The 13,663-nt window shown below is 39.7% G+C and carries 12 protein-coding genes; 3 read left to right on the top strand and 9 right to left on the bottom strand.

All coding sequences use genetic code 11. The annotated features are described in order from the left end of the window. Positions 1-6: 6 nt before the first annotated feature. The 7 genes from H0R92_RS11245 to H0R92_RS11215 all read right to left on the bottom strand — a co-directional run bounded on the left by H0R92_RS11245 (position 7) and on the right by H0R92_RS11215 (position 7,769). A complete protein-coding gene (locus H0R92_RS11245) occupies positions 7-576 on the bottom strand; it encodes an AAA family ATPase (protein ID WP_432964725.1) in 570 nt (189 codons plus the stop codon). After that, positions 573-1,511, bottom strand: coding sequence for a 1-phosphofructokinase family hexose kinase (locus H0R92_RS11240; protein ID WP_432964722.1), 939 nt, complete (start codon positions 1,509-1,511; stop codon positions 573-575). The genes H0R92_RS11245 and H0R92_RS11240 overlap by 4 nt, the downstream gene beginning before the upstream one ends. Positions 1,512-1,519: 8 nt before the next feature. Beyond that, entirely contained in the window at positions 1,520-2,458 is a 939-nt protein-coding gene (locus tag H0R92_RS11235; RefSeq protein ID WP_432964719.1) for a sugar-binding domain-containing protein, read from the bottom strand. Further along, positions 2,455-3,294 (bottom strand): carbohydrate ABC transporter permease, encoded by an 840-nt coding sequence (locus H0R92_RS11230; protein WP_432964716.1) that lies wholly within the window; start codon positions 3,292-3,294, stop codon positions 2,455-2,457. The genes H0R92_RS11235 and H0R92_RS11230 overlap by 4 nt, the downstream gene beginning before the upstream one ends. After that, positions 3,291-4,175 (bottom strand): carbohydrate ABC transporter permease, encoded by an 885-nt coding sequence (locus H0R92_RS11225; protein WP_432964713.1) that lies wholly within the window; start codon positions 4,173-4,175, stop codon positions 3,291-3,293. Before H0R92_RS11225 ends, H0R92_RS11230 begins: the two co-directional genes overlap by 4 nt. Positions 4,176-4,238: 63 nt before the next feature. Beyond that, positions 4,239-5,504 (bottom strand): ABC transporter substrate-binding protein, encoded by a 1,266-nt coding sequence (locus tag H0R92_RS11220; RefSeq protein WP_432964710.1) that lies wholly within the window; start codon positions 5,502-5,504, stop codon positions 4,239-4,241. A gap of 123 nt (positions 5,505-5,627) precedes the next feature. Then, entirely contained in the window at positions 5,628-7,769 is a 2,142-nt protein-coding gene (locus H0R92_RS11215; protein WP_432964707.1) for a DUF4954 family protein, read from the bottom strand. Between the two features lie 93 nt (positions 7,770-7,862). On the opposite strand from H0R92_RS11215, the gene H0R92_RS11210 reads away from it, so the two are divergent. Further along, positions 7,863-8,507, top strand: a complete 645-nt coding sequence (locus H0R92_RS11210) for a MarC family protein (protein WP_432964704.1) — start codon at positions 7,863-7,865, stop codon at positions 8,505-8,507. A 1-nt stretch (position 8,508) separates the two neighbouring features. Here the strand turns inward: H0R92_RS11210 and H0R92_RS11205 are convergent, their stop codons facing one another. Both H0R92_RS11205 and H0R92_RS11200 read right to left on the bottom strand, forming a co-directional pair. Then, positions 8,509-9,345 (bottom strand): inositol monophosphatase family protein, encoded by an 837-nt coding sequence (locus H0R92_RS11205; RefSeq protein ID WP_432964701.1) that lies wholly within the window; start codon positions 9,343-9,345, stop codon positions 8,509-8,511. A gap of 101 nt (positions 9,346-9,446) precedes the next feature. Beyond that, positions 9,447-9,965, bottom strand: coding sequence for an AAA family ATPase (locus H0R92_RS11200; protein WP_432964698.1), 519 nt, complete (start codon positions 9,963-9,965; stop codon positions 9,447-9,449). 235 nt (positions 9,966-10,200) lie between these two features. Between H0R92_RS11200 and H0R92_RS11195 the strand changes: the two genes are divergently transcribed. Together H0R92_RS11195 and H0R92_RS11190 are read left to right on the top strand one after the other, a co-directional pair. Beyond that, a complete protein-coding gene (locus H0R92_RS11195) occupies positions 10,201-11,625 on the top strand; it encodes a hypothetical protein (RefSeq protein WP_432964695.1) in 1,425 nt (474 codons plus the stop codon). A gap of 163 nt (positions 11,626-11,788) precedes the next feature. Beyond that, positions 11,789-13,663 carry an ABC transporter permease gene (locus tag H0R92_RS11190; RefSeq protein WP_432964693.1) on the top strand — a complete coding sequence of 625 codons (1,875 nt, stop codon included), beginning with the start codon at positions 11,789-11,791 and terminating at the stop codon, positions 13,661-13,663.

Genomic DNA, 13,663 nt, shown 5'->3' with positions numbered 1-13,663 from the left:
ATTTTTTTAAGCTTGCTCCATATCGCGTATCTTTTGTAATATTCTTTGCATATTGGTATTCATGTCGCCTACATCAAGATACAAAACAAGTTCTTCATTCCACAGCGGTTTTTCGGCCCGATACTGTGTCGCAAACAATGTTTTGTCTTGCATCAGATCCGAATCTCTTTCGGAAGAGCGTTTTAAAATTCTGTCATAGTGAATATCCGCAGGCGGAGCCATATAACAAAGCAATAATCTAAAAGCGTTCTTTGTTTTTTTGCCTAATTCTTCGGGAAAAGAAGCGTTAAGTATTTCTTTCGAAAGAGGGGCCGATAATACGACATTACATCCCAAGTCGATATTTTCAAAAACAGCGTTCCACAGTGTTTTGTAACTTGCCGAACGCCACGTTTGATAAAAATGATTTCTACCCTCGCTTCCTATGCCGTATTTTTCTTCAATGGTCTTTAAAAACGGCTGAATCAAGGTATCATAATCAAAATAAGGAAAATGCAGTTGTTTGGATAAGGCTCGTGCAAGAGTCGTTTTACCGGTTCCCGCTTTACCCGCCAATATAATCATCAAAGGCTTCATTTTTTTACTTCCTCTACTGTAAGCTTGTCGTAAAAAGAACGACAGTCTTCGGGAAGACACATTTGGGTGCCCTCACGAATCAGGGTAGCATGAGCCATCGCACAACCTAAACGCAACATTTCAGATGTGTGTGCATTTTTTTTATATGCAGCACAAATGCCGGCAACAACGGAATCGCCGGCTCCTTGTGTACATCGAAGGGGAATGTCCAAGGAGCGGCATACAAAGGCGCTTTCTTTATCGACAAGCATCGCACCGTCTTTACCGAGTGTAATGCAGATATATTGTACGTATCCGGAATGTATCAATTCGTGAGATTTTTGTATAATACTTTTTTCAGAGTCGTCCGAAGGGGAAAAGGCTGTCATAAATTCATATTTATTGGGTTTGATAAGCAAGGGGTGTGCCTGCAATCCTTTAAGTAAACATTCACCTTCGGCATCAAGGATGCAGGGAATATTTTTTTTATGAGCTTGCTCAATAAGTATTTTATAAAAACCCGTATCCACCCCTTTCGGCAAACTGCCGGATAAAACCGTAAGCGATAAATTGTCGATAAAATCGGAAAAAAACGTCAAAAATTGTTTTTGATACGTTTCGGCAACAAATTTACCCGATTGATTTACTTCGGTAGTTATATTGCTGTCGGTATCCCATATTTTGATGTTTTCCCTGACGGTTCCCGGCACTTCTATACCTTCATAGGTAATACCCCTATCCTTCAGCGCTTTAAGGAAAAACTCTTTGTCATCCGCATATATAAAGCCGCATGTTTTAGTATCTATGCCGTTTTGCAATAAGGCTGCCGATACGTTTATCCCTTTGCCGGAAACATCTTTGCGCTCCGTAATAACACGGTTCATACCGCCGTATGTAAATTTATTGATTTCGAGTGTAACATCAATACACGGGTTTAAGGTTAAAGTACCAATCATAATTAATCCTATTTTAAATAATCAATAACATTATGAGCCGTTTGAACATCCGTTACCAATGTATGCACTAATCCCGTGCGCAATGCACCGATAATACTTTCAACCTTAGGAAAACCGCAGGCAACCGCAATAACCCAAGGTATTTGTTCTATGGTTTCCTTGGGAATAAGAATTTCTCCGCTGCTGACACCGTACAGATTGCCGTCAATATCATAAAAGTTGTGTAAAATATCTCCGACAAGATTTTTTGTATTAATCTTTTTGAATACGGAATCCGAAAACATTTCCGCCCGCTGTGAAGGAAAACGGCTGGTTGCACAACCGAGGCCGCAAATAAGAACATGCAATCTGTGCCATTCCTCCGTATCGTGCGAGTCGCAATTATCGTGCAGCGCCAATTTTTGGTTTATAAGCAATTTGTCTATAAAAGCTTTATCGGTTTTTCCTCCCCAATGTGCAGCAAGGTTTTCCACAAGCCGCACCGTATCAAAATAAGGATTTTCGCCTTTTTCAGGCAGCAAACATACCGGATAATATATCCAATTGCTTTTTTTACCGCCTTCGTTTTTGAGCAAACTCAAATCATACATTGTTTTGCCCCAGCCGATGCCTATATGGGAAATATTATTCGGAAAAGTTTCTAAAATGTGCGAAGCGGCTTTTTTTACAACCCACTTCAAAGACTTATCGGAATTATTACTTCCTTGCACCAGCACCAGCTGTTTTATACCGAAGATATTTTTAAATAAGCCGTTCAAACTGTCCGTTTCATTTTTATTAACCGGCAAATTAACGGAGATGGTTACAATACCTCGGCGCTGAGCTTCTTTAAGATAGTTACCGATTTGTACATGAGAAACACCGTATGCTTGCGCTATTGTATTTTGCGTTTTATGGCGGATATAATAGTCTATGGCAACCTCAAGAAGCTTATCGTCCGAAATCATTCTTTTACACTTCCTGCAATTTTATTAATAAAAAAGTCCTGCGCTAAATTAAATAAAATCAATGCGGGAACGGCAATAATAACACTGGTTGCCATAAGAGCTCCCCAATCGGTCATTTCATCGCCGCGAAATGTCGTAAGTCCTACCGTTAAGGTAAAGCGCGATCGGCTTGTTATAAAAGATGACGCTATTAAAAATTCCTGCCATACTTGAATAAAGGTATACACGCTTGTCGCAACAACACCGGGAGTGACCAAAGGGAAAAAAACATGCCATAAAACTTGGAATGTATTGCAGCCGTCTAAAGTTGCGGCATCTTCAAGCGCTTTCGGAACATCACGGTAATAACTCGATTGCAAAATGATTGAAACGGGCAGCTGCAAAGCGACATAGGGAATAACGAGTGACGGAAGCGTATTGTACAGATGAAATTTATTACAAAGCATAAAAAGAGGAACCAACAATACTACAACCGGAAACATTTGGGTTGTCCCTAAAAACCTGCGTATTAAAGCATTACCTTTAAATTCCAAACGGGTTAAGGCAAAGGCGGCCGAACTTGCAAAAAGTGTGGTAAACACTACTGTTGCCAAGGTTACCCGTAAACTGTTAAGAAAATAACTGTTGACATTATACTGAGTAAAAGAGCGAATATAATTATCGAAATCAAAATATTTCGGAAACAATCGCGGCGGTAATTCGTAAATCGCAAGCGTTTCTTTAAAAGAAGTTACTAAAATCCAATAAAAAGGAAACAATACGATTATAAAGACAATAGCGGCCAACATATAAATAAGCATATTTGAAAGTTCCGAACGCCGTTTAACATGCTTCATTTTTTATCTCCAAAAATCTTTTTTAATACATTTGCAAAACCGATAACACAGAGCATTATACAAAACATATATACGCTCATTGTTGCCGCATTACTCAAAGAAAAATAAAAAAACGCTTCTCTTTGAATTAACAAAGACATGGTTGTAGTTAATTCCGCCGGCCCTCCGTTGGTCATAACTTTCATAATATCATAAGCATTGAATGTCCAAATAAAGCATAAAAAAATACAGGCAAGTAAAATATCCTGAATAAAAGGAAACAGTACGTAACGAAACAGCACCAAGCCCTGTGCACCTTCAAGATGCGCCGCATCCATTTGGTCGTTGGGGATTGTGCACAATTTTGCATAAATCATCAATGTAAAAAAGGGGAAAGCCCGCCAAATATTCGCCATAATCGCACCGGCCATCGAAAGCGGCCCGGTACTGAAAAAAGAAAAATTCGAGCTTACAATGCCCAGCGCTTTTAAAGACCAGGTTATTATTCCCGCATCTTCGTTAAGCATGAGTGACCAAATATAGCCGGTAACGACTGAAGGAAGAATCCATGGTATTAAAATAAAGGATTTTAAAAGAGCGCTGCCTTTAAAATCCGAAAACATAAGAAATGCCGAACCTACTCCTATAAAGATTGCAAAAAATAAGTTAACGGCAGTCCAAATTCCCGTGCGTCCGACGGCATTCCACAAACGTTTCTCATGGAACATTTCAATATAATTTTTTAATCCGACAAAGGGGCGTTCCAAAGAACTCAAATTATAATCAAAAAAGCTGAGAAATACATTTTTGACCATCGGATATAGCATAAATACCACTATCATCGTTATTGCCGGCGCAATAAGTATATAGGGTATAACTTTTTGTAATTTATTTTGTTTCATATATTACATTCCTAAGCCGGACGACCCCGTTTTTTGCAAAACAGGGGCATCCGTCAGTTAAAATCAGTTGATTGTATTCAATACAGCCTGAACATCCGCTTGACCTTTTTTGCAAGCTTCTTCAGGTGTAATAAGACCCATCATACATTCGCTGTATGTTCTGTTCCATGTTTCAAAAACCTTCGGCAATACGGAGGTTAACGGGCAGGGGTATTCGGCCTTGGGCAATTGTTCTCTGAACATATTGTAGTCGGCTTTGTTAAAAGGAGGATAGTCAAAGGCTCTTGAATCGGCAGGCAAACCGCGTGCGAATTTTCCCTGCATTTCAGGCTGTAATGCATAGCTTAAAAATGCCCATGCGCCTTTGGGGTTTTTAGCCTTTGAACCGATACCCCACATATAGCCGCCCATAGCGGAAGAACGGTATCCTGTAGGACCTACCGGCATAACGGAAAAATCCAAATCTTCTCTGTTTTGGAACTTAGGTATAACACTGGCAATTTGCGAAGGAGTCCACCACATCATGGCAACTTTTCCCTGAGCAAACATACTGCGTGCAACAGTGTTGTCCAAGTTGGCGTCTTTCGGCATACATGCATACATTTGCTGTGCCCAATGCATATAATCGACCGCTTCGGGCGTATCCAAACGGGCAACATATTTACCGTCGGTACCCTGTTCATACACATGGATTCCCCAGTTTAACATAAAACCGCCCAAATCGTACACACAAAAGGTGGTACGGTTTAAACCGCCGGCCATAGCATAATATCCTTTTGCATACGCCGCTTTTGCGATTTTAAGCATATCATCCGTCGTTTTCGGGGGAGTCATGCCGAGTTCTTTTAATATTTTGGTATTATAGGCAAGAATGCGGCAATCGGGGTCAAAAGGAATTCCGTATGTTTTTCCTTTGAATTTACTTGCTTTAACGGCTTTATCGGAATAGTATGAAAAATCGATTTTTCCGTCAGCCAGATATGCATCAAGCGGCGCAACAACACCGCCGTGAACAAACTGAGAAAGCGATGAGTGGTTAATCATAATAACGTCATAGCCGTTTCCGGTCGAATGCGAAAGTAAGATTTGCTTATCAAGACTGTCATAATCAATTTTATCGATTTCCAAGTCATATTGGGGGTATTTTGCTTCAAAATCCGCTTCAATATTGTTGGGGCCGATTTTTTGATCGAAGGTTGAAGACCATACCAAAACACGAATAACACTTTTTTTTGAAGGATCGCCGGCGCTGTCCTTTGAGCCGGCCGCAAAGACCATAAGTGCAGCAAAAAAAGAAATTATTCCCGTTAATACCGCTTTTCTTTTCATAAGAGACTCCTTAGGTTTACAAAAATTTACATTTTTAAGAAAATTTCCTTACTTTTGTAACTATTTATGGATTTTATCATCCTTTTAGGTATTTGTCAAATAAAATCGGCTCGAAAACGGCATTTAAAAGGCATCTTTAAACAACAAAGATATTTTTTGTTTAAATTCGCAGGTATCGGCTTTTATGCGCCGTAAAAAACTGTTGTGTTCCGCTTCTCCCAAAACGGCAGTCATCTCTTCTTTGTTCCGATAGGTCATGGTGCGGAAAAAATCCGTAAAATCTTTTTTTCGGGAGCTGAGCGCGCCTTCATAGATACTGTCGGAAACGGTAATAACATCCGAGCATATATCGGCATATATATCGGCGGTAAAATCGGCGGCCGAACGCGTATATAAGTATTCCAGCAAAAAAAGGGCATAGCGCGCCGCATATAAAATATAGCTGTTTTGACAGCTGTTGTAAAACTCGTGCACTTCATCCCACGTGTTGATTTTGCCCCTTTTTATAAAATCAAATAATTCATACAGTTTTGCTTCGGGCATTATTTGTCCGCCGGCATTAACCCAGTCGGTATACAGCGGCGTTTTTTTTATTTCTTCGATGGTGCAGGCGTTGAATGCCGGAAAGTTCTTTGCTTCACAAAAGGTAAGAACGGTACGGGCGGCAAAATACTTTACGATTTTTCGATACTCCCGATAAGCTTGCACCGCTTTAAATACCTTTGCTCCGAAACGTTTTTGAGCTTGAAAATCCTCAAGTACAAGCGAGGCGTCCTTATGCCGATGTAAAAAGTCTTTTGCGTCTTGATATGAGGCAAGCTTTAGTGTCCGCCCCGTAAGTTCGATAATTCTATCCAAGGCGGCAAGAACTTCCTGCATAGTATCCGGCGCAAGCGGATCCGTTTCTATATGCTGTACTTTAACAACCCGTTTGTCCCGTTCTTTGAATTTGATACTGCTGCGCATAATGGCGTACATATTGTGTAAAAACCAATACGCAGGAATAATATGAACGGCTTGTTCGGTACTGTCTATCGATACAAGAGAAAAAGGATAGCGTATATTCAGTTCGTTTTGATACGACCCCTTTGAAATAAGGGTAAAGGATGCAAATTTACTGTTGTGTTTAAAATCGGAACAAAGCCCCGGCCAAAAACCGCGGCCGGCAATTATTTCTCCGTCGGGGCTGCGCGAATTGTGGTTTGAACCTATAGTTGCACCCGCAGCGATGTTCGACTGTCCCAAAACGGTTGCCGCAATCAAAAAGGAAGTGTTATGGTGCTGCTCATGAAAGGGAAAAATCAAGTTATTCAACAATTCGCAGCAAGACACCGTTGAATTATCCCCGAGTACCGAATTAAGTAAGCGGGCACCGTATTTAAGCTGACAGTTTTTGCCTATGACAAACCGTACGGCAACGGCTTGATAAAAAACCTTACTGCCGTAACCCATAATTCCGTTTACCATTTCCGTCCCCTCGCCTATTTGCGAAGGTTCCGCTTCGGAAGAGCAAATCGTTATATTTTTTAATTTAAAAGCGCCTTTTATATAAGCATGTGAACCGATTTTTGCATCTTTAATCAACACGGTGTTTTTGATAACCGTATTGCCGTACACAATACCGTAAGTCGGCTTTTCTTTATCGTTACCGTATTCGGTTAATTCGACAAAACGCTTCATCAATTCGGTATCTTCACGATATCGCGACCATATATACGCATCGGCACAAATCATGTTTTCAAACGGAAGGACTGCGCGCATATTGTTTTCGTTTGCAACGCCTAAACATATGCGGATATCTTCGGTTTCGCCCTTTTTTAAAATACCGTTGCCGAATTTGGAATGGCGCGTACAGCTCATTTCCTGTATGTTAAATAAAATAACGCGGGATCCGATGCGGTAATTTGAAAGATACGCTACATTGCGTATACAAACATCATCTTCAATGATACAGTTTTCAAGACGGGAATTATATATTCCGCATTCCAGTTCAAGGTCGTGATATTTTAGAACCCCCGGACGAACAGCGCCCAAAACTATCGTTCCCGAAAATTCGGTATGGTGAATCAATTCGGGGCAAAAAGCGTTTTTTTCTTTTTTTACAAAAATATTTGACCAGGATTTTTCCGCATTGCTGCAGCCGTTTTTTACAAGGACGGCAATTTCACGCGCAAAAAGCCGGCGGGTTTCCGAAAAAAAAGAGTCTTCAAAACAATGTCCTGTATGCATATCGGAGCCGGCAGATAAAAGGCGTAATGTAACCATTGTGATTTTTATAGTATAAAACTTATATTATTTTGTACAGTCCGGGATAAAGCATAACTTGCGAATTCATCATTTTTTTTGTATACTGGTTTTATGATAACTGAGTCGATAAACGAATTCTTTCAGCTTTTTTTTACGGTTTTGATAATTCTCGATCCCATCGGTATCATTCCCCCGTTTTTGGCGGCTTCGGGTCATTTTTCGGCCGAAATACGCAAAATGATGATACGCAGATCTATTATTGTCGCCGCTTTGGTACTTGTTTTTTTTATTTTATTCGGCAGATTGATTTTAAACTTTTTCGGTATATCGCCGGGCGCTTTTTATATATCCGGCGGAATTCTGTTTTTCTTTATATCGTTTGAAATGATATGGAGCAAACCGCGAAGCCGGCAAACACCCGAATCCGCCGTTGACCCTCATCAAGCGCAAATGATTGCGGTATTTCCCCTTGCCATTCCGCTTATCGCCGGACCGGGAATGATTACCACCATTATTTTGAACATGGCAGCTTCATCGACATGGCTGCGTCCGGCGCTTATGCTGAGCGGAGCTATCGGATTGGGACTTATTGCCGACTATATATCGCTGCGCTGCGGAACCCTGCTTGTACGGCTTATCGGTACTACCGGCATGTATGTAGTCGAAAAAATAATGGGATTGATTTTAGCCGGCTTATCCGTGCAGCTTATTTACGACGGGTTGATAAAGCTTAATATAGTCAGCGTTCCCCTATAAACTAGGGATTTAAATGTGCAATTAAAAACTTTCGTCCTTTTTCCGTTCCTACAACCAAGGGTTTGGGAAACTTTTCGCGTTTGAGAAGAAGAAAGTCGTCATATACGAATTCTTCGCCGGTATAATACTGATAATCCAAACCCGCTTTTTTAATTGCGGCATGGGCGGCGGCAATATCCCACACATAACACAGGGGATCCACACAAGCGTCTATGCTGCAAAATAAAACCGTCGATACAATATGCAAAAGCGACGAACCCAACGCTTTGAATTTTAAATTAAACGGAGCCGCCTTTATTTTAGGCAAAACGACCGACATGTCAATTTGTATAAGTATTTCCGAACCGGTAGTAATTTGTCGCGGCTCATCTTTTGCACTCATAATCTCCGGTGCAATAACCAACTTTTGTCCATTCACATAAACGTCCGTGCTGTCCGGTTCGGTCCACAAAAAAAGTTCCTCCGAACATTTCCCGAAATTCGGCGCATATACAATACTGCCGACGGGCTGCCGTTCCTTATTAAGAATGCCGACACCGATACACCAGGTAGGAAGTCCTTGACTGTATGAATCCGTTCCGTCTATCGGGTCAAAAATAAACGTATAGGGGGCATCTTGGTTAAAGCCGAGTCCTTTAGCTTCTTCGTCGATGATATTACAGTCGGGAAACAGCGACCGTATTTTTGCAGTCAGTTTTTTCGATATTTCAAGATCCGTTTCCGTTACAACCGAGTCGTCGGGTTTAAAATGACGTTTTACATCTTTTTGGCGTTCTTTGGCAAAAAGTCCGCAATTTTTTACTTCCGCTTTTAACGATTCGAATAAAGCTTTGTCCATAACAATATATTTTCCTTATAAAAAAAAATTTTCAGTGCATTATCATAGCATATGAGATAAAAAAAAAGCAATAAAAGAAAGCGTCATACACTGTCCTGTTTTTATTTCAGATAGTCTAAAACAGCTTTTACCCTTTCATCGAGTTTTTTTTCATCGTCGGTATTTAAAATCAAATGCGGAACTTCCAAAGGTTCGGCATTTTTTTTCAAACGCATATATAAATCAAAGGTGCGGTTTGCCGCATAATGCTTTCCCTGCTGAGATTCTATACGTGCTTTTGCCGTTTTGTCATTGCACACACACCGTATGAATTTACATTCGGTATTTATGCTTTTTGCCGCCTCCAAAATCATTTGAACGTGATACTTTTTTGAAAACGTTCTTCCGTCTATAAATATTACGGCATCTTTGTTTTTTGCGAGTACATATTCCGCAGCTTGAAAAATTATATGCATACAAAGGTCATCCTGTTCGGCCGTAAAATCGGTCAGTTTTCCCGGAAAAAGCGTTTGACGTACACTGTCCTTATCAAAAAGAACGAATTCTTCATGCATTTTTAATAAGGTACGAGCCAAATAACTTTTACCCGACCCCGGTAAGCCTGCCAAAGCGACAATCATATATTTCCTTCCAAAATAAATGCACCTAACTATAACGTTCGGTAATGAGTACTACTTTACCTTCTTCACAAAATAAATTCAATCCGAAATCTTGACAAGTACTAATATCGGTTCTATACTGTTTTTCTGCCTAATGTTTATTCAGCATAACATAATTGTCTTTATGTCGAATAGCTTAAAATTAGGAAATTGTCGATATGTGTTCAAATTTTAAATTTTTAAGGAGAATTATCGTATGATAAAGAAAAATGTGTTAAAAACGGTTTTACTCGGATTTACGGTATTGGCTATGATTTCTTGCGGACAAAAAAAAGGAAGCACGACGGCCGATATTGTTGCAAAGGCAAGTAAAATGTCAATCGAAAAACTTGAAGCCGCATCGAAGGCCGAAATGGAAGCGTCTACCGATACGTTTAAAGTTATAGGTTTAACTTCGGCATTAAAAACTGCAGTAAAACAATTTGCCGATACCTATGATTGGCTTCACTACGGACAAGAAGGTGTCCAAGACAATGTATATATCAATAACAGCTATAAAGATTATACTTTGTTAACGGCATTGGAAGTTGCAGACAATACGTACTTTGCAGACTATGCACTCATACAGGATGTCAGATCTCTTGCCGATTACGATACGGCAGGCTTGGTACACAATTATGTACCGTCCGATTGGAAGGATATGGGCTTGACCGAAAAAGACATATATCCTTTAAAGGGAATTCACTTTAATAAACTTTTTTATACAAACACTAATTTTGAAAAAGTTACGGGCAAAAAATTGTATAATATTTGGCAATTGGCCGGAACTCCTAATGACCCGGATCATTTGGATAAAATTTCTTTTCAATCTCCCGTTACCGAACAAATAAACATGTCGTTTTTATTAAGCTGTGAAGCTCCGGAAAACCAAGACAGAATTAAAGCAGCGTATAAAAACTATTATAACAAGGAATGGCAAGCCGGCAACAGCGGATTTACTTCGGCAGGCCAGCAGTGGGTAACGGAATTTATCGCAAACGTTTCCAGATGGCATGCCTCAGACGGTACGGCGATGAAAGAAACTCAGTTAAAATACGACTGGGACAGAGGCTATGTGTATTACGGCGCTTTTGCAAAAATGAAAGACGCTTCAACAAAATATTACGGCGGTATTGTAGGGGCGGATAAGTCTTTTTATCAAACGGAAGAAGCTAAAGATAAAAAAGGCAAAGTTGTAGGAAAAGTGGGTACCATTCAAGCAATGAAAACGGTTAAATATAACTGGGAAATAGACGGTTTTAACGGTTTTATGTATACGATGTGTTCTCAAATAGTCAACAATGCCGCCCATCCTTATACAGCCTGTTTATTTGCAAGGTTTTTATTAAGTCAAGAATGTTATGAAGCTATGATTTATAACTCTTTAACTCCGGATGCCGACGGGAAAAAAGCAAACCAATACGGTTATTATTATCCGGGTTCAAACGATATAAAATATGCAAAAGGCGACTGGGATAAAAATACACATATTGCAAAAGAAATCAACGAAGATTATTCGTTTTTGAAAAACATCAAAATTTCTCAAGTCAATAACTTATTAGCCCTTGTAACATCAAACAAAAAAGCAAACACCGTTATGAAACAAGAAGAAGCCGAAGACAAGGCAAAAGATACAAAGTAAAAAACTATTTGGTATTAAACAGTATCGGGCAGGATAAAACCGCAACCGGTTTTATCCTGCCCGGAGGCGTCTAACAAAGTTCGGTTGACACCTTTTTTGATTTTAAACTCGGAAGGCTGTTTTAAAAATGTTTTTAAAACAACCTCGGGTTCGGAGTGTTCAAATGTCTACATCCGCTTTAAATAAACGTATAAACAAAATAAAATATTTTTTTTCAGACGTGCCGAATATAATTATTGTAATTTTCGGTATATTTTTAACTATCGGAGTAATATATCCCTTATTTTCGATGGTGATGGATTCTTTTACCGTTCAAAGTATTTCCGAGGCAAAAAACATCAATGAAATTTGGGACGTATCGGTAAAGCGCGGCGATTTTTCACTGTTGCAATGGCCGTCTTTGCTTTTTAATAAATTGACGCCGCTGTATTCCAAAAATTTCTTTTGGATTCCGCTCTACAGATCCGTATTAATGGCGTTAATCGCTTGTACGGTTTCCGTAACACTCGGCGGCACTTTGGCTTTTTTAATTACACGAACCGATATTCCCTTTAAAAAATTCATTTCGGCGGTTTTCGTTTTTCCGTATATTATGCCTTCCTGGTCCATTGCTATGTTTTGGGAAAATTTTTTCAAAAACACAAATGTAAGCGGCAGTCCGGGTGTAGGTTTGTTGCAAGCATTGACCGGCATATGCGTTCCCCAATGGGCACTGTACGGTTTATTTCCCACTGCCATCGTATTAGGTTTGCACTATGCACCTTTTGCATATATATTGATCGGCGGTATTTTGCGAAATATGGATGCAAATCTTGAAGAAGCGGCGACTATTCTTAAAACATCAAGGTTTAAAATTATCAGACGCATTACGCTGCCCATTGTCGCTCCGGCAATGATTTCGACAATTTTGCTTGTATTTGCAAGTTCGATTTCAAGTTATACCGTTCCGCAATTTTTAAATAAGGACGGTTCTTTTAATTCAATTTCCATTACGCTGCGCTCCGCGCTTATGACCGGTAAAAAAGGCGAAGGTTATGTCATTGCAACCGTTTTATTGGTATTCAGCGTGTTAATTTTAACCTTGAACAATTCAATTACAAAAAGCAGAAGAAGTTTTACAACGGTATCGGGTAAATCCGGGCAAATCAGTAAAATCAATTTAAAAAAAGCAAAATGGCCCATTACCTTTATAATGATTATCCTTGTAACTTTTTTTGCCGTCATTCCCCTTTTTTCGTTTATACTCGAAACCCTTGAAGAAACGTCGGGGGATTTTTCTTCAATAACGCTGAAATATTGGATTTCCAGTACGCCGGCAATAGACGATGCTTTTGTCGGTGCGCGCGATTATTCTTTAAACGGTATTTTTTATAACGATACGATTTTAAAATCCTTTGCCCGCAGTATCGTCGTTGCGGTTATTGTTTCTTTTATTTGCGGAACATGCGGTATTTTAATAGGCTACGCCGTAAGTAAACATAAACGAAGCAAACTTGCCAATTATGTTTCAAGTTTGGCTTTTTTACCCTACTTGATTCCCGCATTAAGTTTCAGCACAATATTTTTCTCGTTGTCCAAAACCAGCACCTTTCACTTTTTGGATGTTGCAACGACACTGAGCGAATGGTCGGCCGTAGCGCTTTGTATTATTGTCGGCGGAATTAAATTCCTGCCCTTCGCTTCACGAAGCGGCACAAATGCCATGTTTCAAGTTTCGGGTGAAATTGAAGAAGCGGCAATTATAACCGGTTGTCCGTGGTGGAAGCGAATGACTAAAATCCTGTTTCCGATTCAAAAATCAAGTTTTATAAGCGGCTACCTTTTGCCGTTTATTTCGTGTATGCGCGAATATACGTTGTTTGCTTTAATTACATCAAGCGTTACATTGGCAACGAACGTTCTCGAATACTATACAAGAAACGGCGTCGATCAGCTGGCAAACGGAATAAACTTACTTCTTGTCGTCTTTGTTATTGCCGTAAATCTGATGGTCAATAAATTAACAGGTGCATCTATCGATAAAGGAATTGGAGGATAA

Source organism: Treponema sp. OMZ 840, assembly GCF_050937815.1.
In the GTDB taxonomy this organism is placed as follows: domain Bacteria; phylum Spirochaetota; class Spirochaetia; order Treponematales; family Treponemataceae; genus Treponema_C.
This window is presented reverse-complemented; position numbering and strand designations above follow the sequence as displayed.